This is a genomic window from Larkinella rosea (assembly GCF_003858635.1).
Taxonomy (GTDB): domain Bacteria; phylum Bacteroidota; class Bacteroidia; order Cytophagales; family Spirosomataceae; genus Larkinella; species Larkinella rosea.
The window spans coordinates 285,854-312,611 of the sequence record NZ_RQJO01000007.1; the positions used below are offsets into that span (position 1 = coordinate 285,854).

Annotated in this window: 25 protein-coding genes; 12 read left to right on the forward strand and 13 right to left on the reverse strand. The window is 50.6% G+C overall.

Annotation, left to right across the window (positions count from 1 at the left end):
- The 6 genes from EHT25_RS01450 to EHT25_RS01475 form a co-directional block, all read right to left on the reverse strand.
- Complete coding sequence (locus EHT25_RS01450; RefSeq protein WP_229311400.1) at window positions 1-1,065, reverse strand: Gfo/Idh/MocA family protein; 1,065 nt, start codon at window positions 1,063-1,065, stop codon at window positions 1-3.
- 52 nt (window positions 1,066-1,117) lie between these two features.
- Entirely contained in the window at window positions 1,118-1,594 is a 477-nt protein-coding gene (locus EHT25_RS01455; protein WP_124869559.1) for a PIN domain-containing protein, read from the reverse strand.
- Complete coding sequence (locus tag EHT25_RS01460; protein ID WP_124869562.1) at window positions 1,566-1,802, reverse strand: UPF0175 family protein; 237 nt, start codon at window positions 1,800-1,802, stop codon at window positions 1,566-1,568. Before EHT25_RS01460 ends, EHT25_RS01455 begins: the two co-directional genes overlap by 29 nt.
- A 44-nt stretch (window positions 1,803-1,846) precedes the next feature.
- Complete coding sequence (locus EHT25_RS01465) at window positions 1,847-3,040, reverse strand: trans-sulfuration enzyme family protein (protein WP_124869566.1); 1,194 nt, start codon at window positions 3,038-3,040, stop codon at window positions 1,847-1,849.
- A gap of 91 nt (window positions 3,041-3,131) precedes the next feature.
- Window positions 3,132-4,190 carry a sulfite exporter TauE/SafE family protein gene (locus EHT25_RS01470; RefSeq protein WP_124869570.1) on the reverse strand — a complete coding sequence of 353 codons (1,059 nt, stop codon included), beginning with the start codon at window positions 4,188-4,190 and terminating at the stop codon, window positions 3,132-3,134.
- A gap of 227 nt (window positions 4,191-4,417) precedes the next feature.
- A complete protein-coding gene (locus EHT25_RS01475; RefSeq protein ID WP_124869574.1) occupies window positions 4,418-5,590 on the reverse strand; it encodes a S8 family serine peptidase in 1,173 nt (390 codons plus the stop codon).
- A 201-nt stretch (window positions 5,591-5,791) separates the two neighbouring features.
- On the opposite strand from EHT25_RS01475, the gene EHT25_RS01480 reads away from it, so the two are divergent.
- The 7 genes from EHT25_RS01480 (at window position 5,792) to EHT25_RS01510 (ending at window position 14,435) form a co-directional block, all read left to right on the forward strand.
- On the forward strand, window positions 5,792-6,865 hold the full coding sequence (locus EHT25_RS01480) for a plastocyanin/azurin family copper-binding protein (RefSeq protein ID WP_124869577.1): 1,074 nt from the start codon (window positions 5,792-5,794) through the stop codon (window positions 6,863-6,865).
- Complete coding sequence (locus tag EHT25_RS01485) at window positions 6,862-8,421, forward strand: DUF7133 domain-containing protein (RefSeq protein WP_229311401.1); 1,560 nt, start codon at window positions 6,862-6,864, stop codon at window positions 8,419-8,421. Before EHT25_RS01480 ends, EHT25_RS01485 begins: the two co-directional genes overlap by 4 nt.
- 143 nt (window positions 8,422-8,564) lie before the next feature.
- The gene (gene leuS / locus EHT25_RS01490) at window positions 8,565-11,372 is read left to right on the forward strand and encodes a leucine--tRNA ligase (protein ID WP_124869581.1); all 2,808 of its coding nucleotides are present in this window, start codon (window positions 8,565-8,567) and stop codon (window positions 11,370-11,372) included.
- Between the two features lie 102 nt (window positions 11,373-11,474).
- Window positions 11,475-12,275: an exodeoxyribonuclease III gene (locus EHT25_RS01495; RefSeq protein ID WP_124869584.1), complete on the forward strand. Its 801-nt coding sequence runs from the start codon at window positions 11,475-11,477 to the stop codon at window positions 12,273-12,275.
- A gap of 46 nt (window positions 12,276-12,321) precedes the next feature.
- Window positions 12,322-12,759, forward strand: coding sequence for a DUF29 family protein (locus EHT25_RS01500; RefSeq protein ID WP_124869588.1), 438 nt, complete (start codon window positions 12,322-12,324; stop codon window positions 12,757-12,759).
- A gap of 99 nt (window positions 12,760-12,858) precedes the next feature.
- The gene (gene pnuC, locus EHT25_RS01505) at window positions 12,859-13,473 is read left to right on the forward strand and encodes a nicotinamide riboside transporter PnuC (RefSeq protein WP_229311402.1); all 615 of its coding nucleotides are present in this window, start codon (window positions 12,859-12,861) and stop codon (window positions 13,471-13,473) included.
- Window positions 13,470-14,435 (forward strand): AAA family ATPase, encoded by a 966-nt coding sequence (locus EHT25_RS01510; RefSeq protein WP_124869594.1) that lies wholly within the window; start codon window positions 13,470-13,472, stop codon window positions 14,433-14,435. Before pnuC ends, EHT25_RS01510 begins: the two co-directional genes overlap by 4 nt.
- Here EHT25_RS01510 and EHT25_RS01515 read toward each other — a convergent pair.
- Complete coding sequence (locus EHT25_RS01515; protein WP_124869597.1) at window positions 14,427-15,041, reverse strand: 3'-5' exonuclease; 615 nt, start codon at window positions 15,039-15,041, stop codon at window positions 14,427-14,429. The genes EHT25_RS01510 and EHT25_RS01515 overlap by 9 nt on opposite strands.
- A 182-nt stretch (window positions 15,042-15,223) precedes the next feature.
- Between EHT25_RS01515 and fumC the strand changes: the two genes are divergently transcribed.
- Entirely contained in the window at window positions 15,224-16,627 is a 1,404-nt protein-coding gene (gene fumC, locus EHT25_RS01520) for a class II fumarate hydratase (protein ID WP_124869600.1), read from the forward strand.
- A gap of 87 nt (window positions 16,628-16,714) precedes the next feature.
- On the opposite strand, the gene EHT25_RS01525 is transcribed toward fumC, so the two are convergent.
- From EHT25_RS01525 to EHT25_RS01535, 3 genes are all read right to left on the reverse strand, one after another.
- A complete protein-coding gene (locus EHT25_RS01525; RefSeq protein WP_124869604.1) occupies window positions 16,715-18,310 on the reverse strand; it encodes a bifunctional GNAT family N-acetyltransferase/carbon-nitrogen hydrolase family protein in 1,596 nt (531 codons plus the stop codon).
- Window positions 18,311-18,408: 98 nt separating this feature from the next.
- A complete protein-coding gene (locus tag EHT25_RS01530) occupies window positions 18,409-19,440 on the reverse strand; it encodes a threonine aldolase family protein (protein WP_124869608.1) in 1,032 nt (343 codons plus the stop codon).
- Window positions 19,441-19,567: 127 nt separating this feature from the next.
- Window positions 19,568-20,122 (reverse strand): outer membrane beta-barrel protein, encoded by a 555-nt coding sequence (locus EHT25_RS01535; protein WP_124869612.1) that lies wholly within the window; start codon window positions 20,120-20,122, stop codon window positions 19,568-19,570.
- A 230-nt stretch (window positions 20,123-20,352) separates the two neighbouring features.
- On the opposite strand from EHT25_RS01535, the gene EHT25_RS01540 reads away from it, so the two are divergent.
- On the forward strand, window positions 20,353-21,255 hold the full coding sequence (locus tag EHT25_RS01540) for a sterol desaturase family protein (RefSeq protein ID WP_124869615.1): 903 nt from the start codon (window positions 20,353-20,355) through the stop codon (window positions 21,253-21,255).
- A 96-nt stretch (window positions 21,256-21,351) separates the two neighbouring features.
- On the opposite strand, the gene EHT25_RS01545 is transcribed toward EHT25_RS01540, so the two are convergent.
- Window positions 21,352-21,660, reverse strand: coding sequence for a GNAT family N-acetyltransferase (locus EHT25_RS01545; protein ID WP_124869617.1), 309 nt, complete (start codon window positions 21,658-21,660; stop codon window positions 21,352-21,354).
- Between the two features lie 358 nt (window positions 21,661-22,018).
- Here EHT25_RS01545 and EHT25_RS01550 point away from each other — a divergent pair, with 358 nt between their 5' ends.
- Window positions 22,019-22,735, forward strand: a complete 717-nt coding sequence (locus EHT25_RS01550; RefSeq protein WP_124869620.1) for a membrane or secreted protein — start codon at window positions 22,019-22,021, stop codon at window positions 22,733-22,735.
- 36 nt (window positions 22,736-22,771) lie between these two features.
- A complete protein-coding gene (locus tag EHT25_RS01555; protein WP_124869623.1) occupies window positions 22,772-23,851 on the forward strand; it encodes a dipeptidase in 1,080 nt (359 codons plus the stop codon).
- A gap of 43 nt (window positions 23,852-23,894) precedes the next feature.
- Here EHT25_RS01555 and EHT25_RS01560 read toward each other — a convergent pair whose 3' ends face one another.
- Window positions 23,895-24,464 (reverse strand): DUF4126 domain-containing protein, encoded by a 570-nt coding sequence (locus EHT25_RS01560; RefSeq protein WP_124869626.1) that lies wholly within the window; start codon window positions 24,462-24,464, stop codon window positions 23,895-23,897.
- Between the two features lie 181 nt (window positions 24,465-24,645).
- On the opposite strand from EHT25_RS01560, the gene EHT25_RS01565 reads away from it, so the two are divergent.
- Window positions 24,646-26,406: an ABC transporter ATP-binding protein gene (locus EHT25_RS01565; protein ID WP_124869629.1), complete on the forward strand. Its 1,761-nt coding sequence runs from the start codon at window positions 24,646-24,648 to the stop codon at window positions 26,404-26,406.
- A gap of 66 nt (window positions 26,407-26,472) precedes the next feature.
- Here EHT25_RS01565 and EHT25_RS01570 read toward each other — a convergent pair whose 3' ends face one another.
- Window positions 26,473-26,742 carry a hypothetical protein gene (locus tag EHT25_RS01570; protein WP_124869632.1) on the reverse strand — a complete coding sequence of 90 codons (270 nt, stop codon included), beginning with the start codon at window positions 26,740-26,742 and terminating at the stop codon, window positions 26,473-26,475.
- Between the last annotated feature and the right edge of the window lie 16 nt (window positions 26,743-26,758).

Here is a 26,758-nt window from a genome sequence, read left to right on the forward strand (position 1 = left end):
TCAGTTGAGGGCGATGGGTTTGCCGCCTGCTTTGGCCGAACGACGGGCCGCATCCAGAATTTCCATCACCACCATATTCACCTGCAGGGATGACAAATCATCCACGGATTTAGTTTCACCCCGCACCACGTGCGCCAGATAATCGAACGGATCGGAAACCGGCGCATCGGTTTTGGCGGCTTCGGTCGTCTGCTCGGTTTTGTCGTCTTTCAGCCGAATCCGCATTTTCGTTCCGTCGAGCGTAAACACGTACCCGGTTGACCCGTAAACTTCCATATCCTTGCGGCTAAAAGGCCAGTTCCACGACGGCTGAATCACCACCTGCGTTTTCGGATAAACCAGCACAATCGTTGCATCGTCGTCCACTTTGGGGTACGTATCCGGCTGAATCTGGAGCGTAAACGCACTGACGGAGGTTGGGCGCTGGCCTTTCAGGAGCCAGGTCGCCAGGTTGGCACCGTAGCAGCCGAAATCGAACAGGGCTCCGGCTCCGTTCGTGGCCGGATCGGTCAGCCAGGCCACAAACTCTTTATTCATCCGGCTCGGGCCGTCGTGACCATCGTGTACGACAATCCGCCGAATCGGGCCGATGGCGCCGTCTTTTACCGCCAGCTGGTAGGCTTTGTGGTTGCTGCCGTACCAGGTGGTTTCGTAATTGGTTAGCAAATGAATGTTATGCTTTTTCGCCAGGGCTTCCATTTGTTTGGCCTGATCGAGACTCACCGCCAGCGGTTTTTCCACCATGACGTGAATGCCACGGGGTGCACAGACTTTCACCACATCGATGTGTTTGCTGATCTCGTTGAACGCCGTCACTGCATCCGGTTTGGTCTTGTCCAGCATTTCCTCAATGGTGGAGTAAACCATACTCATTGGCAAACCGTACCGCTTCATGTACCGTTCGGCCACTTCCCGATTAGGCTCGGCAATCCCAACCACTTCTATGTCAGGGTCGCCGGTTTTCGTGGCCCGATTCAAGATCCAGCCGACATGCGAATGTACCAGTCCTACCACCCCAACGCGAAGCGGTTTTTTGGTGGTTTGGGCGACAGCTTCGTTACTCATTAAAAATGAGAATAAAATGATGTAAAGAAGGGTCCGGGAAAGATGTCGCATATTATTCTCCAACGCTCGTTAAAACACGATTAAGTAAAGGTTCATTAGCATGAAAATTCGTTGCCCTAATCTTTTCAATAAACGGCTTAATAGCGGGAATAACACCCAAATTCTTTGCTCTGATCAGAATTCCTAATGTACCTGTGAACTTAAGGTCAAGTGTTTTTGCCAATTTACGTGCTTTGTCGTCATCCAGAATAAGAATGCAGTCTGGCAGTTCTTCAGCCAAAGCAATAATACTGGCTTCTCCTTTGTCTACAAGCTTTGAGGTATTTATTAAAAAGTTTTTATCGACAACTTCCCGAACCTGGACCCATTCGGGTAGCTGAATACCAAATTCCTGAGTAACTACCGTTGTTGTATAAACAGTCCGGAAGCAATCTTTCAAAAGTGACAATGCGTCAATCTTGTCAAGCAATATAAAACAAGAGGTGTCTGATATGGCACCATCAGTTTCCAAGGGCAACTTTGATGTCATGCTCCAGATCCTCTACAGAGTAGTTAAAAACACTAAATCCAAAGCGCCCCATAATTTCAATGAAAGACCGTTTACTGATGCCTACAATGTCGGCAGCCTGGCCCAGTGTCACTTTGCCTTTTTCATACAATTGGCCGGCAAACAACATTTTGGCCTCAAACTCCTCAATATCAAGGCTATCGGGTAAATTCAGAGTCAGTGTTTTCATCTTATTGTGATTTGAATTTATAACCGGAAACCACGCTTTAAAATTCACTGAGCTGTCGACTGAACAACCTCCGCCGACTTGGAAACCGCCTGTTCAAAATCCGCTACCAGATCGTCTGCATCTTCCAGCCCAACCGAAACCCGGATCAATCCTTCGGTAATGCCCAATGCCAGCTTCTCATCCGGTTTTAATTTGGAGTGAGTAGTGGTGAATGGATTGGTTACAATTGTGCGTGTATCCCCTAAGTTAGACGAAAGCGACGCAATTTTCAAGGATTCAAACAAGGCTTTCACCCGTTCAAAACCGCCCTCCACTTCAAACGTCACAATGGCACCACCGGCCGACATCTGCCGTTGGGCGAGCTCAAATTGCGGGTGGGAGGGAAGGAACGGGTATTTCACATGCTGCACATCCGGATGTTCTTCCAGCGCCTGCGCCAGTTTCAAGGCATTCTCGCAGTGCCGATCCATGCGGAGTTCCAGCGTTTCCAGGCTTTTCGACAAGGTCCAGGCATTGAACGGCGACATTGACGGACCGGTATGGCGAGCAAAAAAACGGATCGGTGCAATCAATTCTTCCGAACCCACCACTACACCTCCCAGAACCCGTCCCTGGCCGTCCATGTATTTCGTTGCGGAATGGACCGACAAATCAGCGCCCAGATCGAGCGGAGTTTGCAGAATGGGCGTGGCAAAGCAGTTATCAACGTTGAGAATAAAACCGTATTTTTCCTTCAGACGAACCAGCATTTCCAGATCGACCAGCTCCAGCCCGGGATTCGAAGGCGTTTCCAGGTACACCATTTTGGTGTTGGGCTGCATGGCGGCTTCCCATTCGGCTTCCGACGCGCTGGCGTCTACATACGTGTAGGTAATGCCCCATTTCGTCAGAATCTGCGAAATAATCTGGTGCGCCGATCCAAACAACGCCCGGCAGGCCACAATGTGATCGCCCGACTGCAGCAAAGCCGCCATACTCGCAAAAACCGCAGCCATACCCGTCGCCGTGGCAATACCGGCCTCGGCGTTTTCGAGCATACAGACTTTATCGACAAACTCGGTTACGTTCGGATTGGAAAAACGGGAATAAATATTGCCCTCTTCTGATTCTTCAAAAAGCGCTTTTCCCTGTTCGGCACTTTCAAAAGTAAAACTGGACGTTAAAAACAAAGGCGTCGAATGTTCGCGGTATTGCGACTTCTTCGTCTGAATCCGGATGGCTTTCGTTTGTTTTTTCATGAATTGGGGGAATAGACAAGCGACGATAGGCAGGAGAGGAAAGAGGCTACGGTTTTAAAAGTCGTTACTCTCTTGTCTAACCGCTCAACTCTCATAACACTACCGATAAAAAATTACGCAAACTTACAATTATTACGACTACGCCGACCATAATCATCATGGCTTTTATCGGCAAACGGGTGGAAAGAAGGGCCGCAATGGGAGCCGCAATCATGCCGCCCAGCACCAGACCGAGAATGACCTGCCAGTGAGTCAGACCAATCAGCGTGACGAATGTAAGTGAACTGGAAAGCGAAATGAAAAACTCGGCGAGGTTAACCGATCCGATGGTGTAACGCGGATGGCGACCGCTGGCAATCAGGGTGGAAGACACAATCGGTCCCCAGCCTCCACCGCCGATGGCATCCATCGTGCCCCCAAACCAGGCCAGCAAACCGATTTTCTTGATCGGTTTTTTCTTGATCCGTTTGGCGAGGGCTTTCTGGATGATCAGAACGCCCAAAACGGCCGTATAAACCGCAACCGCCGGTTTGATATACACCGAATATTGTTCCAGTGAAACCAGCACGTAAGCACCCAGACAGGCACCGATAACGCCCGGAATCAAAACCGCCTTGAACAGTTTGCTGTTGACGTTCCCGAACCGCAGGTGCATGTAGCCCGAAACTCCGCTCGTAAAAATCTCCGAACTGTGAACACTGGCACTGACGGCCGCCGGGCTAACGCCCACCGTGAGCAGCAGGGTCGAGGCCGTAACCCCGTAGGCCATGCCCAGCGCTCCGTCGATCATCTGCGCCACAAAACCTCCGACCACATAATACCAGAAATCCGAATTCAATTCCAGCGCTGTCATGACCAGTGTCAGCCGGTCGAGCGTCAGGTAACTGAACAACAGATGGCCCACAATCATCAGGGCAATGGCGGAGGAAATATAGATGGCAATTTCGGTTCGATTTCGTCGGCGTAGGAAAACGGAGCGGGCGGGGGTATTCGGTACCAGCTCGATCTGGGAATCGGGAAACGCGGTGCGCAGCGCAGTAACCTGTTGGGCGGCTGAATCGCCCTGAACCGTAATCTTCAATCCATTCAAGTTCAGTCCGACGGGAGAACTCGCTTCGGGTGCCGGGTCGGATGCTGAGACAGGTTGCATAACTAATTTGGTATATATAGTTAGTAGAGAATGCTTCTTATGAAAAACGGCATTTGAACAATGCCGCCCTGTAAATCGAAATGGAATGCAAAGTTGGATAATCTATTGTATTAAAGCAAGAAATTTGTCCTTACTATTCTGAATTTAGTTCGTTTGGTAGTATTTTTCTAATTGAATGCGTTTTGATATATATCTATAAAAATAGGAGAGCATTCCGGTCTGATTGGTCATTCTCCGGCAATCGGGTCCGCCGTTCCGTCCGGATCATTTTTGACAAAACCGTTCGTGGGAATCGCGCGACCGCGAATAAGCAGCAGACCCGCTACGTGGGGAGACGCCATCGAGGTGCCCGACATCGTTGCGTATTTTCCGTTCAGGTAGGTTGAGGTAATGCGAACGCCATAGGCGCAAATATCGACCGTAGGGCCGTAATTGGAAAAGGAGGCAAAACTACCATTTTGGTCCATCGCCGATACGGTAAAGACGTTCGTGTGATTGATGTTGGCGGGCGCGTATTTTTCGGCCGATTGCCCTTCGTTTCCGGCGGCAATAGCGAATAGTATGCCTTTGTCGGCCGCTTGTTTGATCACCCGTTCCAGCGTCGCGGAAGTGCCTTCGCCACCGATACTGATGTTGACCACGTCACCGGCTTTGCCATTCTGGTAAACATGCGAAACCGCCTGAACCAGCACCGACAGCTTTCCTTCACCTTCGTTATCGAGTACCCGGAGGGCAACCAGGGTGGCTCCCGAAGCAATCCCGGTTACACCAATGGTATTGTTTTTGGCTCCGATAACACCGGCAACGTGAGTGCCGTGACCGTTTTCATCCTCGACGGTTTTGCCGGTCAGAAACGATTGACTACGCTTAAGATCGACATTCAAATCAGGGTGATCCGTGTCGATGCCGGTGTCGAGAATCCAGGCGGTTTTGTCAGGATTCAGGTCGCCCCGGCCATAACCGGTTTGCTTCACATTCCAGGTCAGCGTTGAGGTGACGGCCACATCAACGCAACTGCACAGCGAGATAATCCGGTCGGGTTCAATGAGTTCAACCGATGCGTCGGTTTTTAATTCCTCGGCTTCCTTTGCGCTGATATGGGCCAGAAGACCGGTTTTTTCGCCGGAAAACAGAACCTGCAAATCGGGGTCGCTTAGTCCATGCCGGGTCAGAAGTTGCTGAGAGACAGCACCCACCCGTGCGTTCGGCACTACTGGTAATTCTTCGGTTGGCTTATAGGTTACAATGTAAGCCCCGGCAATCGCCTGACCGTTGGAGGTGGAAGCCTTTACCAGGCAATCCCCTGCTGGTCCGATGGCTTCTTCATCGGATTGGCAACTGATTAACAGCGAGATAAGCAGGGCATTGAAAGACAACGCCGTAAAAGAGGACCACCGCATGAACGTTCGAAGTAAGAAAGCCGAAAAAAAGTAGCGGTAAATCGATAGAATTCACAGAGGTATGGTGAAAAGAACTGACTATTCAACGAATGGAAAAACTGAAAATTGTACCCGGTTTTATGCGGTTTTGATTTTGCAGAAATGAAACCAGATTAGTAGAAAAAGCCGTTAATTTGCTTATTTTTCAAATAATTTTCCTGCATGAGAAAGTACGCAGCCGTAGTGATTTTCGTTGCACTTTGCGGCCTAAAAATTCCACTGGCCTTTGCCCAGGATACAACGCTGACGATCCGAGCCGTTGAAGGGCTGAAATTTGACGTGCCACGATTCGTGGTGCGGCCCGGCACCCGCATTAATCTGACGCTTGATAATTACGACGACATGGCTCACAATCTGGTGGTTACGCTACCGGGTGGGCGATTGCGGGTTGTCAACACGGCCATTGGTCTGGGGGCAGAAGCCGTCAAACTCAACTACGTTCCCCGTACCCCGGACGTGGTCGCGCACACGGCAATTGTGGAGCCGGGAAAATCGGAAAAGATTAGTTTCAAGCTCGATCAGGAGGGAACTTACGCGTATGTCTGTACTTATCCGGGACACGGTTTTGTGATGTACGGGGCGATTTACGTCACCAGAAAACCGGCTACGGTTCCACCTTTGGACAAAGATCCGAATGTAGCAGCTAATCGGAAGGACGATATGGGTGGTCATGCCGGTCACATGCCGAATCATCCGTATGACCTGAAATATCCGGTGGTTTATCGAACCTTTATGCCCGACTCCGGCCCCGCGTCGATTGCGGTTGGGCTGACTCCCACACAGTCGTATTGCTGGGATGCGGGCGCGTGTCGGCTGCGGTATGCCTGGACGGGCGGTTTTGTTGATTTAACCGATCATTGGGACGGAAATGGCAAGAAACCCTCGCACGTGGTGGGCGATGTGTATTTCCGGGATCGGGGTGGTTTTCCGATCCGGTTTGGCACCGCCGACCGGCTGCCCGACGTGCATTTCAAAGGCTATCAACTCATCAATCGCAACCCGGAATTCCGGTATCTGGTGAACGGGATCGAAGTGCGGGAGCTGATCAAACCGCTGCCAACGGGCCGGGGGCTGGTGCGCTATTTCACTCTTGGGCCGGTGGCGGGGCCGGTTTACTTTGTCTGCAAATCCGGTGATGGGGTGAAATACCGCCCGTCGGTGGGTAAAATTCAGGACGGCATGGTGCGTCTGCCAGTGGGAACGAAGAAATTCACGATAACGATGATGGCCGAATGAAAACGATAAACAGAATAGGAACCCTGATTGAACGGATAGGACGGAAAAAACGGATTTTAATTTATCTCTTCTTATCCGTTTTATCCGTTTTATCCGTTTCATCCGCGTTCCCATCCAGCCATTTCCCCGCCGATACAATCACGGATTATTACGAAGTGGAAACCATTCAGATGCCGAAAGGGCTGACGGCCGAAACCGACGGATTGGCAATCATGCCGGATGGCCGGATCGTGGCCGGTTTTCACCGGGGCGAAATCATGATCTATAACCCCAAAACGAAGGTCTGGAAGCTTTTTGCCGAAGGAATTCACGATCCATTGGGCATTATGGCGATCAGCAATAGCGAAATTCTGGTGATGCAGCGCCCCGAACTGACCCGGATAAAAGACACCAACAACGATGGTGTGGCGGATGAATACCTGACCGTTACGGATGATTTTGGCCTGTCGGGAAATTATCATGAATTTGCTTTTGGCCCAATTAAAGACAAAAAAGGGAATCTGTACATCGCCCTGAATTGTGCGTCGAGTGGAGCCGGTATTTTTCCGGAAGTGCGGGGAAAACTGGACACGCTGGGCCGGCCGGGCCGCATGTATTCGGCGGTGCCGTATCGCGGCTGGATTATGAAACTAACGCCCGATGGAAAACTGCATCCGTACGCCAGCGGTTTTCGGTCGCCCAACAGCATCGGGTTTGATGCCAACGGAAATCTGTTTGCCGCTGACAATCAGGGCGACTGGCTGGGAACGAGCAAGTTGTACCATGTGCAGGAAGGAAAGCATTATGGACACCCGGCCAGCCTGCTGTGGAAAGACGGTTTTCCGCACGTGACGCCAAGCAAGTTGCCCGTTAAAATGCTGGACAGCTTGCGGACCGTCGAAAGTGTGGCATTTCCGCACAGCCGGATCGCAGATTCACCCACGCAGCCGGTGCTGGACAATACCGGCGGTAAATTTGGGCCGTTTGCGGGAAAAATGCTGGTCGGCGAGATGAACCATCCGTACCTGGTACGGCTGATGCTCGAAACCGTCGATGGCCATATCCAGGGGGCCTGTGCGCCATTTCTGGTGGGAAGCGGTTTACAGAAGGGGAATAACCGCCTGGCGTTTGCGGCCGATGGCAGTCTCTGGATCGGCCAGACCGACCACGGCTGGGCGGGCGACCGGGGCATTCAGCACGTTCGCTGGAAAGGAAAAACCCCGCTGGAACTGGCCGACATGAAACTGACGCCGACCGGTTTTGCACTGACATTTACGCAGCCGCTCGATGCCGTTACGGCGAAGCAACTCGCTAATTATCAGTTCCAGCGGTATTATTACGAATACCACGAAGCCTATGGTTCGAAGCAGTTCGACGTAAAACCGGTGCCGGTTACCAGTGCCGAACTCTCATCCGATGGCCGAACAGTGACGCTCAAACTGGCCGAACTGAAAGCCGGATATATCTACGAACTTGAACTCGGTAAACTCCGCTCCACGACCCGGCAAAATCTCCTGAATCACCTGGTTTGCTACACCCTCAACCGACTTCAACGAAATACGCAGGCGAATCCATAAGAAAATCCCTACTTTTGTAAATAAGTTTTGAAGTTGTTTCGCAGAGTTGAGCGGAGATTTTAGAGTGAAGCGGAGCCTCTGATAAACTCTTTTTTACTCTGCTTAACTCTGCGAAACAATTTTCATTAAAAGCATCAGCTACAATGTCTGAGTACAACCACAAGAAGATTGAAGAAAAATGGCGGGCGTTCTGGGAAAAGAACCACACCTTTCGCACCGAAAACGATCCTTCTAAACCCAAATATTATATTCTCGACATGTTTCCGTATCCCTCCGGAGCCGGTTTGCACGTCGGGCACCCGCTGGGCTACATTGCTTCCGATATTGTTACCCGCTACAAACGACTGAAAGGTTTCAACGTGCTGCACCCGATGGGTTTCGACTCGTTCGGGCTTCCCGCCGAACAATACGCCATTCAAACCGGTCAGCACCCGGCCATTACGACCGAACAAAACATTGCCCGTTACATCGAGCAATTGAAAAATATTGGATTCAGCTTCGACTGGAACCGCGAAGTCCGCACGTCCGAGCCGAATTTTTACAAATGGACGCAATGGATTTTTATGGAATTATTCCGCAGCTGGTACAACAAAGAAACCGACAAAGCGGAACCGATTGAAACTCTGATCGCCAAATTTGAAACCGCTGGTACGCAGGGTATTCAGGCCGTTTCGGACGAAGACGCTTCGCATTTTGCCGCTGAGGAATGGAAAGCTAAATCAGATCGCGAGCAATACGAAATTACCCTGAAATACCGCCTGACGTACGTGGCTGACGCGGTGGTGAACTGGTGCGCGGCTTTGGGAACGGTTTTGGCGAATGACGAAGTAAAAGACGGCGTTTCGGAGCGGGGCGGTTATCCGGTCGAGCAGAAACTAATGCGCCAGTGGATGATGCGGATTACGGCCTATGCCGACCGCCTGTTGCAGGGACTTGACACCGTCGACTGGTCGGATTCGCTGAAAGAACAACAACGCAACTGGATCGGCAAGTCGACCGGCGCGGAAGTCAGTTTTCAGATTGAACACCGCGTTGAACACATCAAAGTTTTTACAACCCGGCTGGACACCATCTTTGGCGTGTCGTTTATGGTGTTGGCACCGGAACACGAACTGGTGGCGGAACTGACCACATTGGCGCAAAAACCGGAGGTCGATGCCTACGTGACAGCGGCCAAAATGCGCTCCGAACGCGACCGGATGGCGGATGCCAAAACCGTATCGGGCGTTTTTACCGGCAGTTACTGCATCAATCCGTTCAATGGCGAACGCGTGCCGATTTTCCTGGCCGATTACGTGCTGGCGGGCTACGGAACCGGGGCCGTGATGGCTGTTCCATCGGGCGACCAGCGCGACTGGGCGTTTGCCAAACACTTCGATTTGCCGATCATTCCCATTCTGGATGCGCAGAAAGAGATTGATAAACAGGCCGATAACACCAAAGAAGGTCGGTATATCAACTCCGGAATCATCGACGGACTGACGTATCAGGAAGCGTTGCCGGTGTTGGTTCAGTTTCTGGAACAACACGGCATTGGAAAAGCCAAGATCAATTTTCGGATGCGCGATGCGGTTTTTAGCCGCCAGCGGTATTGGGGTGAACCCGTTCCCGTTTACTTTAAAGACGGATTACCGCATTTACTGGAGGAATCCGAATTGCCGGTGGAACTACCGGCAGTGGACAAATACTTACCAACCGAAACCGGCGAACCGCCGTTGGCGCGCGCCGAAGGCTGGAAGTATAAAGATGAATATGAGTATGAATTGAGCACCATGCCCGGCTGGGCGGGTTCGAGCTGGTATTGGTACCGCTACATGGACCCGCAAAACGAAAGTGAGTTTGCGGATGCCAAAGCCATCGACTACTGGCGCGATGTGGATTTGTACGTGGGCGGTTCCGAACACGCAACGGGTCACTTGCTCTACAGCCGGTTCTGGAACAAATTCATGAAAGACCGGGGCTTTGTACCGGAAGAAGAACCGTTTAAGAAATTGGTGAATCAGGGAATGATTCAAGGGAGGTCTAATATCGTGTATCGATTGAAGTCGTCCGAAGGCGAAGGAAAACCACCGGTTTTTGTTTCATTGGGTTTAAAAAGTAATTATGAAACAACGGAACTTCATGTTGATGTGAATATCGTTGAAAATGATATTTTGGACATTGAAGCCTTCAAAAACTGGTTGCCGGATTTTGCGCAGTCGGAATTCATTCTTGAGAATGGGAAGTACGTTTGCGGGCATATGGTGGAGAAAATGTCGAAGCGGTATTTCAACGTCGTCAATCCCGATACGATTGTGGAACGCTACGGCGCGGATACCCTGCGGTTGTACGAAATGTTCCTCGGCCCGCTGACGGATGCCAAACCGTGGAATACGAACGGCATTGACGGAGTTTACCGGTTTTTGAAGAAATTCTGGCGGTTATTTTACGAAGAACCGACCGAAACCCGGCCCGGCCGCTGGCTGGTAACGGACGAAAAGCCGACACCGGCCGAGTTGAAAGTCCTGCACAAAACGATTCGGAAAGTAGCGGAAGATATTGAAAATCTGTCGTTCAACACGTCCGTGAGTGCCTTCATGGTGTGCGTCAACGAACTGACGGCGTTGAAGTGCAACAAAAAGGCGGTTTTACAGGACCTGGTGGTGATTCTGGCCCCGTTTGCGCCCCACATTACAGAAGAACTCTGGGCGGCTATGGGCAACCAGCCCGGCACGCTGAGTTACGCCGAATTCCCGGTTTTCAACGCGGCTTTTCTGGTGGAAGACACCATTGAATACCCGGTGCAAATCAACGGAAAGATGCGGACGACCTTGGTGTTTCCGGCCGATACCGTGGCCTCGGAGATCGAAAAAGAAGTGCTGGTAAACGCGACGGTTTTGAAGTGGCTGGAAGGAAAAACGCCGAAAAAAATAGTGGTTGTGCCGAAACGGATTGTGAACGTGGTGATTTGAGAATAGGCTTCAACCGCTGTCAGGGTCTTCGACCGCTGACAGGGTTTCAGTGCCCTGACAGCGATTAATTGCAGGAATATCAAATGAAAAACGCTGTTTAGTATGACGCTCGACGCACCCATCCACTCCGGCGAAACCGTCCGGATTCTGACCTATAACCTCAACGGTATCCGGTCGGCCCTGAGTAAGGGCCTGATCGAATGGTTGTCGCAAAATCCGTTCGATATTCTCTGCTTTCAGGAAGTAAAAGCCACGCATGATGTGGTCGATCTGCTGCCATTCGAAGCACTGGGCTATAAATACCACTGGCATGCGGCCGAGAAAAAGGGCTACAGTGGCGTGGCGACATTTTCCAAAATTGCACCCGATCAGGTCGTGATGGGCTGCGGCATTCCGGCGTATGATTGTGAAGGCCGGATTCTGCGCACCGATTTTGGCGACCTGACCCTGTTGAACTGCTACTTTCCGTCGGGAACGACCGGCGAAATCCGCCAAACCGTTAAGATGCAGTTTCTGAATGATTTTTTCAATTACGTTCAGGAACTCCGCAAAAACCGCCCGAATGTGGTGGTCGTGGGTGATTACAACATTGCGCACACCCCGATCGACATTCATGACCCCGTTCGAAACAAAACCTCCTCCGGTTTTTTGCCGGAAGAGCGCGAATGGCTGACGAAGTGGTTCGACAGCGGGTTTGTGGATTCGTACCGGTTCAAAAACCCGGGAAAAGTAGAATACAGCTGGTGGAGTTTCCGGGCCGGGTCGCGCTCGACCAACAAAGGCTGGCGGATCGACTACATTTCTGTCAGCGAACCTTTTAAAGACCGGATTGTGGCCGCCGGTCACCGAACGGATGCCGTTCATTCCGACCACGGGCCGGTCTGGGCCGAGGTCCTGCTGTAAGGAATTGATTCTTTTTGTCGTAAATTAGGTTAAAAATCAAGTTGCTATGAAACGGAACTGGGATGAACTAACCGCAACCTCATATACCGATACGGTGGCAGAACTTCAGGCAACACTGGAGGAAAAGGATTACGAACAGGTAGCCGAGGGCTTACAGACGTTATTCAGTAGCATATCACAGGAATTGAAGAGGGCGCTGCGAAGTCAGCTTTCGCGCTTGATGATGCACATCATAAAATGGAAAATCCAGCCGGAAAAGCGATCGGGAAGCTGGGCCGTTTCCATTCTGGATGCGCGCGAAAATATTGAGGAGATTATGGCTGAAAAACCCAGTCTGAATCAGCAATACCTGGCCGAAATCTGGGAGAAGACGTTCGCGCAGGCAACCCGCAAAGCAGAAGAGGAAACCCAACAGAGTTCAAAACTGGACCGACTAACGTGGCAGGAGGTTTTTGACGATGAATATTCCATTTTAAAGAAATAACCTTTCGGTGCAGGAATGGCCACGGCGGTTTTGGCTATTCGTTTGGTAATGAACATTTTCGATATTAACAGCATTTTTTTTACGGTTCTTGGTTACCCGATGAGCTACCTGGAGTTCTTCGGAACGGTAACGGGAGCGGTGGCAACCTGGTTGTCGGCGCGGGCGCACATTGTCAGCTGGCCGGTCGGGATGGTGAGTGTGGTCCTGTTTGTCTTTCTTTTCTATCAGATTCAACTTTATCCCGACATGTTTTTGCAGGTGTTTTTTTTCGTCACCAACGCGTTGGGCTGGTGGCAATGGACGCACCCCAAAACCGGTGAGGAAGACCGTCGGAATGAATTAAAAATCACTCCTTTATCGGCGCAAAACTTCTGGTTGCTGATGGGCGTAGGAGCAGTGGCAACAGTACTTTTTGGGGCCATTGCCCAGAACCTGCACGAATGGTTTCCGGTGATGTTTAGCTTACCGAGTGCCTACCCGTATCTTGATTCGTTTACGTCCGTCATGAGCATTATTGCCACGTTTCTATTGATTCGGAAGAAGCTCGAATGCTGGTACGTCTGGCTGCTCGTCGACCTGATCAGTACCTATATGTACTTTACCAAAGGCGTCAAAGTACTGGGCATCGAATACGGTTTTTATTGTCTGATTGCCTTTGTCGGAGCCTGGCACTGGACCCGCGAATACCGCAGCTATACTCCAACGGCGGCATGAAAAAAGGGCTGCTTTTCGGGAAATTCATGCCGGTTCATCAGGGCCATATCGCGCTGATTGAGTTTGCTGCGGCCCAATGCGACCACCTGATTGTTTCGATGAACTGCACGCCGAATGATCCCATTGATCCCATAAAGCGGATGGAATGGTTGCGGGCGTTGTTCGGTCACCGGTCGAATATGGAGTTGGTAGCGGTTCTCGATGATTTTTCGGACGATAATTTGCCGTTGTGGGAGGCCACGAAACGCTGGAGCGATTTTATCAAGCATCGCTTTCCGGATATCGACGGTTTTTTCTGTTCCGAACCGTATGGCGAGCCTTTATCGCAGCACCTCGGATTGCCCTGCATCTGGTTCGATCCGGAACGAAAGCAGGTCCCGGTTTCGGCAACGCTCATTCGACAGCACCCGGCGCTGTATTGGGACTTTATTCCCGCCGTTGTAAAACCGTATTTTGTGAAGAAAATCTGTTTGTATGGGCCCGAAAGTGTGGGGAAAACCACGCTGGCCGAGCAGTTAGCCCAACATTACAAAACCGTCTTTGTTCACGAAGTGGCCCGCGATCTGATCACGTCCAACGACCTGACGCCCGATGATTACATTCAGATTGGTCACGCCCAGACCCAGGCGGTTTTGAAAGCTGCGGCATCTGCCAATCGTTTGCTGATTTGTGATACGGATCTGATTACAACCGAGTTATACGCCGATCATTACCTGAACGAAGTGCCACCGGTTTTGTATGAACTGGAAAAGCAGGTGGTTTATGACCGGTATTTTCTGCTCAACATTGATGTGCCCTGGGTGGCCGACGGCCTGCGCGACCTGGGTCACCGCCGGGAAGAAATGTACCAGCGCTTCAAAACCGCTCTTGACCAGCGAAACATTGCCTACATCGACGTGTCGGGCGATTGGGACCAGCGCTGGACGACGGTAACCGGGGAAATCGACCGGTTGTTAGCTTAATTTCAGACTGTCGGCCAGTTTAAAAACCTCCTTCAAACATTTCGCCGTCAACACCGCATCTTCCAGCGCATTGTGGTGTTCCGATTCGCGTTCGAAGCCGAAATGTCCGGCCACCTCTTTTAGACTCAGCCGTTGCGGAACCGGTTTTCCGTTCTTTTTCAGAATCCGGAACGAAAAATAGCTCAGCGTGTGCAAATCGACCAGTGTTCGCGAATACGGCCATTTGAGTTTCTCCAGCCGGTAGGCTTCTTTCAGGAAATTGATGTCATTGATCACGCTCTGGCCGCAGATAATCACGTCGCGTAAATACGGATTGTTGTCGGTCGTTTTTTGCGTTTTCTGAATACCCAACTGTTTGATGATCCACTCTTCCAGTTCGGGCAGCACGTCGTAGATCATCGGCGCATCTTCCAGATCAGCCAATGACAGGTTGTGAATTTTCTCGGACGAACTGGAAAACGCATCTTCGTTTTCGGGGTAAACATTGGTCAGGTACTGCCCTTTTTCAACCCAGTTATCGTCGAAAAGCACGGCACCGACCTGAATAATTTCGTTCCAATCCGGCTCCGGGCCGGTCATTTCGAGGTCAAGGACTAGGAAGGGCATAATGTTTAATGGAATAGAAATAGAGACAATTTGAGAGAATCGGTTCGATCATTTACAAACAGTTTGACAAATATATCATTTTGTTATCCACCATACAGACCTGTGTTCTACCTTTGCCCCGGAAGCGCCGGCCAAACTCTCCGGCACCTTTTGTCTCAAGTCTAACGTCTATTATCTCCCAAATGGAATACCGGATTGAAAAAGACACGATGGGCCAGGTTCAGGTACCGGCCAATGTGTACTGGGGCGCTCAAACCCAGCGTTCGATTGAAAATTTCAAAATCGCTCAGGACATCAATAAAATGCCCCGCGAGATTGTCCGGGCGTTTGCGTACCTGAAAAAAGCCGCGGCCCTCACCAACCTCGACGCGGGCGTGCTGTCGCCGGAAAAAACCGCCCTGATCGGTCAGGCCTGTGATGAAATTCTGGACGGCAAACTGGATGATCAGTTTCCGCTGGTGGTCTGGCAAACCGGTTCCGGCACGCAGTCGAACATGAACGTCAACGAGGTGGTGGCCTACCGCGCGCATGTCTTGCAGGGCGGCCAGTTGACCGACGAAAAGAAAGCGCTGCATCCGAACGATGACGTCAACAAATCGCAATCATCGAACGACACCTTTCCGACGGCCATGCACATTGCGGCTTGTAAAATTCTGGTTGAAGTCACGATTCCCGGAATTGAAAAACTGCGGGACACGCTGGATGCCAAGGCGAAAGAGTTTAAAAATGTCGTTAAAATTGGCCGGACGCACTTCATGGATGCCACGCCCTTGACGGTGGGGCAGGAGTTTTCGGGGTATGTTTCCCAGTTGACGCACGGATTGCGAGCCATTAAAAATACCCTAGCGCACCTGAGCGAACTCGCCCTGGGCGGAACCGCCGTTGGAACGGGCATCAATACGCCACCGAATTATTCCGAAAACGTCGCCAAACACATCGCCAGCCTGACCGGTCTGCCATTTGTTACCGCCGAAAATAAATTCGAAGCCTTAGCCGCCCACGATGCAATTGTGGAAGCCCACGGTGCCTTGAAAACCGTTGCCGCCAGCCTGATGAAAATTGGGAACGATGTTCGGATGTTGTCGTCGGGACCACGCGCCGGGATTGGCGAGATCTTCATTCCCGACAACGAACCCGGTTCGTCGATCATGCCGGGAAAAGTGAACCCGACCCAGTGCGAAGCCATGACGATGGTGGCCGCGCAGGTGTTTGGCAACGACGTTGCCATCAACGTTGGCGGGGCGATGGGCCATTTTGAACTGAATGTGTTCAAACCGGTGATGATCTACAACTTCCTGCATTCGGCCCGGCTGATCGGGGATGTTTGCGTTTCGTTCAACGACAAATGCGCCGTTGGCATTCGCCCGATTGAAGAAAATATCCGGAAACACGTCAACAATTCGCTGATGCTGGTAACGGCCCTAAATACTAAAATCGGGTATTACAAAGCCGCCGAAATTGCCCAAACCGCCCACCGCGAAGGAAGTACACTGAAAGAAACCGCCGTAAAATTAGGCTATTTGACCGAAGCTGAATTTGACGAGTGGGTAAAACCGGAAGATATGGTGGGCACGATTGACGTCTAATAGCTCGACGAAGCATTAGTTCTTCCGCACTTATTTTAAGAAGCCCTACCCGATTTTGCGAAAACCGGGTAGGGCTTACGTTTGAAGTTACTCCACCACAATCACCGGTGGCATCGTTCTTTGTTCCTCCTCGTTCGAGAGTTCCTTTTTCTTCTCCACTTTGGTCCGTGCCGAACGTTTAACGGTTACGTCGTACAAATCCGTCCGTCGGTCTTTCAGAATCTGCACCGACCCCTGTTCGTGTAACTCCGTCAATAAGGACAAATCAACGTCGGTAATCAGCACCATTTCGGTGTTGGGCGTCGATTCGGCCTTGATGGCGTTGTTGGGAAACTGGAAATCGGAGGGTGTAAAAACCGCCGACTGGGCGTAATGAATGTCCATGTTGGCAACGCGCGGCAGGTTACCGACACAGCCCGAAATGGCGACATAGCATTCATTTTCGATCGCCCGCGCCATTGCGCAATTCCGCACGCGCGTGTAACCATTCTGCGTATCGGTCAGGAAGGGAACGAACAGAATCTGCATGCCCTGATCGGCCAGAATCCGGCTCAGTTCCGGAAATTCGACGTCGTAGCAAATCAGTAAACCAATCTTTCCGCAGTCGGTATCAAACGCCCGAATCTCGTGGCCGCCCACCATGCCATAGTGCCGTACCTCGTTGGGCGTAATATGAATTTTCCGGTATTCTTCGTACGAACCATCGCGCCGGTAAAGGTAGGCCACGTTGTATAATTTACCATCGTCGATCAGTGGCATACTGCCGCCCACAATATTGACATTGTAGGAAATGGCCAGTTCCGACAACCGCTGCCGTACTTCATGCGTCACCTCGGCCAGTTTTCGAATGGCAACCGGACCGGGCAGATCGTTGAAATCAGCCATCAGGGGCGTATTGAAAAATTCCGGGAGAACCAGAAAGTCAGCTTTGTAGTCACTAACCGAATCGGCGAAAAACTCGACCTGTTCGAGCAGGGCCTGCATGTTGGGGAAAAGCCGCATTTGCCACTGCACAACGCCCAGGCGGATGATGGCGTTCGTATGCGGTTTTTTCTTCTTTTCGTCGACGTAATAAATGTTGTTCCATTCCAGCAAGGTCGCATATTCCAGCGATTCGCTGTCGCCGGGCAAATAACCGCGCAGGACTTTCTTGACGTGAAAATCGTTGGAAAGCTGGAAGGTGAGCGTCGGATCGTAGATTTCCTTCTGCTTCACTTTGGCAATGTATTCGCGGGGCGACAATTCTCCGGCGTATTTAATGTAGTTCGGAATCCGGCCACCCGCCATGATGCCTTTCAGGTTCAGCGACTCGCACAACTCCTTGCGGGCATCGTACAACCGCCGACCCAGCCGCAAATCCCGGTATTCGGGATGCACGAAAAGTTCAATGCCGTACAGCCAGTTCCCCTTTGGGTTGTGGGTGTCGAAGGTATACTTGCCGGTAATTTCCTCGTACGTATGATTGTCGCCAAAGTCACTGTATTTCACCCGAATCGCCAGCGAGCAAGCCACCACTTTACCGTCGACCTCCACGCAAAACTGACCTTCCGGAAAGATTTTGAGCAGCTTATCGATGAGATTTTTCTCCCAATAATCGCCACCAATGCCGCTGTAGACCTCCAGCATGGCTTCTTTCAGGTCGGCATAATCGGATTTCTGTAATGTTCTGGTTTGAATATGCATGTTGAGGTTGTATAAGTTATTTCGCGGAATTAAGCGGAGTAAATTAGAGTTAAGCCGAGTTAATTCTTTAAATCTCCGCTTAACCCTGTTAACTCCGCTCAACTCCGCGAAACAATCCCTTCTTTTAATTTCTCTTCTAAACTCAAAAGTTGCTCATCCGTAAAGTCCAGGTGCGTGACAAACCGGACGAGGTGTTTGCCGAATGTAACCGCCAGAATCCCTTTTTGAGCTAATAATTCAACGTAATCGGTGGCTAAGATGTTCTCGCTCAGCTGAAAAATAACAATATTGGTTTCGACGGGAAAAACCGCTTTCACTTCCGGCAATTGACCAATCAACTGACCGATTTTGCGAGCGCGGGAGTGGTCGAGTTTCAGGCGGTTGATGTGGTGATCGAGTGCGTAAATGCCCGCAGCCGCCAGAGAACCGGCTTGCCGCCAGCCTCCACCCATCAATTTACGAAACCGGCGCGCCTGTTTGATAAAATCCGTTTTTCCCACTAGTAACGAGCCAACCGGGCACCCCAACCCCTTCGACAGGCAAATGCTGATCGAATCGAACAACGGGCCGTACGATTCGGGCGTCTCTCCGGTTTCGATGAGCGCGTTGAACAAGCGCGCGCCATCCAGGTGAAGTTTCAACCCATATTCGTCGCAAACCTGTCGGATGGCCGCAATTTCCGGAACCGTGTAATAGCAGCCCCCGCCTTTGTTGACGGTATTTTCCAGACAGACTAGTCGGGTAATCGGTTTATGAATATCGTCGGGCTGAATGTGCTCGCGGACCAGTTCGGGCGTCAGTTTACCCCGTTCTCCTTGCACCAGACTAACCGACGCCAGCGCATTGACCGCGATGCCGCCCCCTTCGTACAGGTACACGTGCGAAAGCTGATCGCAAATTACATCGTCGCCGGGGCGGGTATGGGTGCGGATGGCCAATTGGTTCGTTAGGGTACCGGAGGTGCAGAAGAGGGCGGCTTCCATCCCGAATAGCCGGGCGGTTTTTTCTTCCAGCGCCAATACGGTGGGGTCGTCGCCCAGCACATCGTCGCCGACTTCGGCATTAAACATGGCTTCCCGCATGGCCGGAGTCGGTTTGGTAACGGTATCACTTCGTAAATCAATCAGCATTGGAAAACGCGGGAAAAATCGTTGACGAAAAACCACAAAGAAAACAAAAAAGCCGTCCCCTAAAAAGGAGACGGCTTTCTAAAACAGTAACAACAAATACTACTCTACTCTCACTCAAGTCTTTTTATCAAAAGTTCTTCGAGATACCGAATCCGGCACCGCTTCCGAAATTGAATTTAAAATCAGTCATGCTATCGGAAGCGCCTTTTGGTTTCTGGGACGCAAAGCTCAATCCGCCGAAGCTGAAGTTCAATGCAAACCCGTTTTTCATATTAACACCAATTGCGGGGAAGAAAGTGCCGCGAACTCCATTTGAGGTTACACCAGCGGTTTTGCTGGAGAGTATATCGGCATTAAACTGGCCGTAAAGGGCAAAAATGTCGGAGAGAGGCATTGCATACCGGATGAATGGACCGACGGCAAACGAGGACGTTTTGACTTCTCCGCCCACCGATGTAGTGGCTTTCATGCTGCCGGTGGTCAGGGCCAAACCGGCAGTCCAGTTATCGGTAAACTGGTAGCCGACTGCCGGAGAAAAATTAAAACTATTGACTTTGGAGCCGTTTACCTGTTTCTGCGATTCGGCATTGACGGAGCCGTAGACCAAAACCGTATTTTTCTGGGCATAAACGCTGGCAACGCTCAGGGCTGAAACCAGCAAACTCAACATCACTTTTTTCATTTCTTGTGTCTGGTTGTAAATCGTTTTCCTCTTTTGCGAGGGTTACCGTTGAGACGGAGAAATTTTAAAAAGTTACCATTGGAGCCCAAAAATCAGTGTAAACGGTCGAATAAATGGTTTTGCGGCCTATTTCCGGGTCAGTGATTTTTGCTGTAATCGTGAGTTTATCTGGTAATTGGTCAACTGATTCGGAAAAATGTATCTTTGATCAGGTGTTTTTGCGGTTACCTATGGATAATCTGATTCATTACGCCATTCCGGCTTTTGTGGTGTTGCTGCTGACGGAAGTCATCCTCACCGCAATCCAGCAGAAGGATTATTACGAAACGAAAGACACGCTGAGCAGTCTGGCTATGGGCATCGGCAATGTCATTATCGGTTTGGTTGGAAAGCTGTTGGTTTTGGGTGCGTATTCGCTCGTGTATAGATACCGGTTGTTTACGATCGACCTGACGCAGTGGTGGGCCTGGGCGTTACTGTTTTTCGCGGATGATTTCAGTTATTACTGGTTTCACCGCATCAGTCACAGCAGCCGCTACTTCTGGGCATCTCACGTGGTGCATCATTCGTCACAGAAATACAATTTAGGAACGGCACTGCGCCAGACCTGGACGGGTAACCTGAGCGGTGCGTTTGTTTTCTGGATCTGGTTGCCATTCATCGGTTTTCATCCGGCGGCCGTTCTGACCATGCAGGCCATCAGCCTCTTATATCAGTTCTGGATTCACACCGAATACATTAACACCTTTCCGGCTTTTATCGAAGCGGTTTTCAATACGCCTTCCCACCACCGCGTTCACCACGGCTCCGACCTGAAATACCTGGATAAAAACCACGCGGGCGTGCTGATCATCTGGGACCGGGTTTTCGGAACGTTTCAGCAGGAAGAGGAGCGGCCCACCTACGGTTTGACCAAAAATATCGATACGCACAACCCGGTGAGGATTGCTTTTCACGAATGGGTGGATATGGGTCGGGATGTGCGCAATTCCGGGTCAGTGCGGCACGTATTCAACTATTTATTTGGCCCGCCGGGTTGGAGCCATGATGGTTCCCGGAAAACCACCCGGCAATTGCGCGAAAGGGGTTCTGCTGTTAAGCCGGTTCCGACGGATGGGCCCCGAAATGTGTGAAAGTAGGAATAACCAAAGGGCTATAATGCCAGGAAGCCGGTTTATGAAAACCGGCTTCCTGGCATTATAGATAGAATGGATTTGCCGAAAATCAGGCTACAAAGGCAGTAAGGCTGCCGGACTCACCAGCCGTTTGTATTCAGGATGACGCCTGATATAAGCGGTAACGGATGTGCATAAAGGGATGATTTTCAGGAAATTACGTTCAATGTAGCCAAATGTACCCTCCATAAGTTGAGTGCCAAAACCACGACCAGCCATGATTGGATTTACTTCTGTATGCGTTAGAACAAGCGTATGATCATCTTTGGGATAATACGCGATGAATGAAAGCTTTCCGTCCACTTCGAGTTCAAAGCGGTTTTCTGCCCGATTGATGGAAACCGCGATTTCCTGAATTTTCATAATGAGGAAGTTTATAGGTCTTGAACCTGTAACCATTGAAAGTCATTAATGTTAAAATTCGGCGGGTATTTATGAGAAAAATAATAATAATAGTCGAATTTTCCACGCTTGGGGCAACAATTGTTTGTCTTACTGACCGGTTTTGTTGAAATTGAACCGTGTAAACTCCATCTACTGCCGGGATTGGTTCCGTTATTCACACCTTGATAACGTGACACTGGAACTTCTTTCCGAACCACCAATAGTTAGGAATTTCTTTCATACCAATTCCTTTTTATCGGCTGGAGTTGCCATTTATTCCGCATTCATTTTCTGAAAAAGAGTTTATATCTGGAGACGCTTTTAAACATCCTAACCCATGCGACTGAAAGTCCTACTTCCATTTCTATTGCTGCTGTGCATTGCCACGGCATCACGTCAGTCCGCGCCTTCACTCGCCGGTTCCTGGCGGATGGTGCAGGACGGCCCACTTTCCATCGTATTTGTTCTGTCGGATGGCTACATGATGGGGGCGTATTTCGAAGCCAACCGGTTTATCGGGGCGCAGGGCGGTACCTATACAGTCGACGGGAAGCAATTGAAGATCAACTTTGAGTTTAGCACGGAAGATAGCACGGATGTCGGAACCACTCAAACGCTGCTAATTGATTCGTTCAAGAACAACAAACTGGTTTTATCGAATGATGGTGATACCGATACGTACGAGCGCATGGATGCACCAACGGCCCAAACGCCTATGGCGGGTTTATGGCGGATTACCGGCAACATTGACGACAACGGACAAGTGAAAACCCGGCAGCGGACGGCCCGGAAAACGTTGAAACTGTTGACCGGAAACCGTTTTCAGTGGGCCGCCATCAACCCGGAAACCAAACAATTTTCGGGAACTGCTGGCGGAACCTATACCTTTGTGAACGGCAAATACACCGAGAAGCTGGAGTTTTTCTCTCGTGATGACAAGCGCGTTGGCAAATCCCTGCAATTTGATGCGGAATTGAAAGGCGACGACTGGTACCACCGGGGCCAAAGCTCAACGGGCGGAAAAGTCAGTGAAGTGTGGAGCCGGGAGAAGTGAATTCGTTTATTGTTTAGCATATAAAGTGACGGTTTTATGTTTTTGATTGATGCCCACCTTGATATTTCACTGAATGCCATTGAATGGAACCGGGATTACCGACTGTCGGCCCATGAAATTCGGGCGCTGGAAGCCGGAATGACCGACAAAATCGACCGGTCGAAAGGCACAGTTTCGCTACCTGATCTTCGTCGGGGCGAAATTGGGCTCGTGGTCGCCACGCAGATTGCCCGGTTTAATCAGAGCAACGGAAATCTGCCCGGAGCGGGCTGGAATTCACCCGAACAGGCCTGGGCCATGACACAGGCGCAACGGGCGTGGTACGAAACGATGCAGGACGCGGGCGAAATGGTTCAGATTCGGGATTCGGCTGGTCTGGAACAGCACGTTGCGCTCTGGCTGGATGAATCGATTGCATCCAATCAAAAACCGGTGGGATACATTCTGAGTCTGGAAGGCGCCGATTCGTTGGTGAATTTATCGTATCTGGAAAAAGCCTACGCCTACGGTTTACGCGCGCTGGGACCGGCACATTACAGCACGGGGCGGTATGCCCCCGGTACCGGTTTAAGTGGTCCACTAACGCCATTAGGACGGGAGCTGGTGCTGGAAATGGATCGACTGGGTATCATTCTGGACGCGACTCACCTGACGGATGAAGGATTTTCGGAAGCACTTTCCTTGTATAAAGGACCGGTTTGGGCCAGTCACCACAACTGCCGGACGCTCGTTCCGCACCAACGGCAGCTTTCTGATGACCAGATCCGGCAACTGGCCGAACGGGGAGCGGTGATTGGCGGCTGTTTCGATGCCTGGATGATGAAACCCGGTTTTACCCAACGAACCAGTAATCCGGCGGATTTCGGTATTACCATCGAAACCATCATCGAACATTATGACCATATCTGTCAGCTCACCGGCAGCAGTCAGCACATTGCGATTGGCAGTGACCTGGACGGAACGTACGGAACCGAACAATCGCCCACCGACCTCGATACCATCGCCGATTTGCAGAAATTAACGGGTTTACTGGCCGCCCGTGGCTACTCGCAGGAAGACATCGAGAATATTTTTCACAAAAACTGGTTGCGGTTTTTACGGAATGCGTGGAGCTAGCTGTAAATGAATAATGAACAACGAAAGGTATTCTGTTCATTGTTCATTTAGAACGAACGGGTTGTCGTTCGCGGGTTACCATCGCCCGGATAAAGAACCCGATTATCAGTAACACCAGAAAGGCGGCAATCAAAGGGAGTAAAACGGCGACAAACGAAAGGCCAAACGACGCAATGTTTTCGGCGCTGGCAATAACCGGGTTGCCCAAACCGCCGGTTGTGGCGGTTGATCCGATGCGCAGGAGACTGGTTCCGGCCTGAATCAATCCTGCGGTACCTCCGCCGGCAACGATACCGAGTCCCCATTTCAGCATCGGCACATCCACTTCGACGAACGAGGTTGTCAGGATGGTTCCGGCTACAAACGCGATGGGCGTGGCAACGGTGTCGAGCGCGTTATCGAGCCAGGGGATGTAATAGGCGCCAATTTCAATGGTGGTGGCGGTGGCCAGTAAAAAGAAAGCCGTCCAGCTACCGAGCCACTCAAAACCGGGCGTGACCGCAATCCAGCCAAGTTTGACGGCCAGACTGGCAACCAGCATGGGGACGAAAATTCGAAATCCACAGCAGGCACTTAATGCGATTCCGAGGCAGAGACTGAGCACCCATTCCATAGAGAATTACGAGTTATAAATGACGATTTATGAGTTAGGGCGACGTTAAGAATCAGGATGAATGGCAACTGTTCGGGAAACCCATCCCAAGTGTACACATTTTTAACTCTTAATTCTTAACTCTAAACTCTTAATTCATTATTTCTGTTACACCGATAACCTTCCAATCTGTTTTGTGCCTGTGAATTCGGAAACCAAGAGCGGTCAGATTTTTGACTGGATTACGCTGCGACGGCTTTATGCGTTTGTAAAACCGTACCAACTGCATTTTTACGGCCTCATTTTCATTATCGTGCTAAGTGCCCTATTGGCACCGGTGGGCCCGTTACTGATTCGGTATACCATCGATACCAAAATTGCCGCCGGTGATTACCCGGGTTTGACCAATATGCTGATTCTGATGATCGGTGTGCTGGTTTTACAGGGAATCATTCAATTTTTCAATACCTATTTATCGGGCTGGCTGGGGCAGAATGTCATTCGCGATATTCGGGTTCAGCTGTACCAGAAAGTGCTGAGGCTGCGATTGAAGTTTTTTGACAATACGCCGATTGGCCGCTTGGTAACCCGCACCATTTCCGACGTCGAAACGCTTTCCGACGTATTCAGTGAAGGAATGGCGGCTATTGTGGGCGATATTCTGCAGCTGGTGCTGATCATCGCCGTCATGTTTTACACGGACTGGCGGCTATCGGCTATCAGCTTGTCGATGATTCCGTTGATGTTATTGAGTACCTACATTTTCAAGGAAAAGATAAAAGTGTCGTTCAATGAAGTCCGGACGGCGGTTGCCAATCTCAACTCGTTTGTGCAGGAGCACATTACCGGCATGAACATCGTGCAGATTTTTGGGAGTGAAAAGATTGAAGCCGAGAAGTTTAATCAAATTAACGACGAACACCGCAAGGCCAACATTCGCTCGATCTGGTATTATTCGGTCTATTATCCGGTTGCGGATATTCTATCGGCGGCAGCCACCGGATTGGTGGTTTGGTACGGAGCGAAAGAGATTCTGAATCAGGAAATTACGTACGGAACGGTGACGGCATTCATCATGTTCATCAACCTGTTTTTCCGACCGATCCGGATGCTGGCCGACCGTTTCAATACGCTGCAAATGGGTATTGTCAGCACCGACCGCATTCTGAAATTGCTGGATAGCGATGATTTTACGCCCGATACCGGCACCTACGCGCCGACAACCTGGCGGGGAAATGTCGAGTTCAAGAATGTCTGGTTTGCTTATAATGGCGAAGAATACGTATTAAGGGACATTAACTTTTCGGTCAAAGAAGGCGAAACCGTGGCATTTGTGGGCGCAACCGGTGCCGGCAAATCTTCCATTATCAATTTGTTAGGGCGGTTTTACGACGTTAACAAGGGCGAAATTCGCATTGATGGCGTGGAGGTTCACAACTACAAACTGGAAGCCTTACGCAAAAGCATTGGCGTCGTTTTACAGGATGTATTTCTGTTTTCGGATACGATTGAAAATAACATTACGCTGGGGAATAAAACCATCAGCCGCGAACGGATTATTGAAGCCGCTAAACTGGTGGGCGTTCACGACTTCATTGAACGGTTGCCGGGCGGTTATGATTACAACGTGATGGAACGCGGATCGACGCTTTCAGTTGGCCAGCGGCAGTTGATTTCGTTCGTTCGCGCGATGGTTCATGACCCGCGCATCATGGTGCTGGATGAAGCCACTTCGTCGGTCGATACCGAAACCGAAGGATTGATTCAGGATGCGATTGGAAAACTGATGAAAGGCCGCACTGCCATTGTCATTGCCCACCGACTTTCGACCATCCGCGAAGCCCACAAAATTATTGTCGTCGACAAAGGCCGGATTGTGGAGCAGGGGACGCACGACGAACTGCTCCAATTGGAGGGTTTCTACGCGAATCTGTACCGGATGCAGTATAAGGAAATGGTTTAGGTTAAATGAACAATAAACAATGGATTGTCGAATTTATCTTTGACACCTTTCATTATTCATTGTTCATTATTTCCTAGGTTCTGCTCCCGCCAGTGCGTAGGCAATTTTTTCGTTCAGATTATCGTCATTGGCCGGATCGTCGGTTTGCTGCGACGGAATTCGCCCAATAGCTGTTTGGCTGGGTTCCAGTTCCGTTTCCTCTTCGCTGGGAGTTGGCCCGGTTTGATCAATAATCTCTTCGTCTGAATTCGGATCATTGTCCATTCCCGACGGAATATCCCGCAACGGTTCTTTATCGCTGACCGAATGCCGGTTCGGATTTTGTGACGGTGTCATGAGCGTAACTCGATGG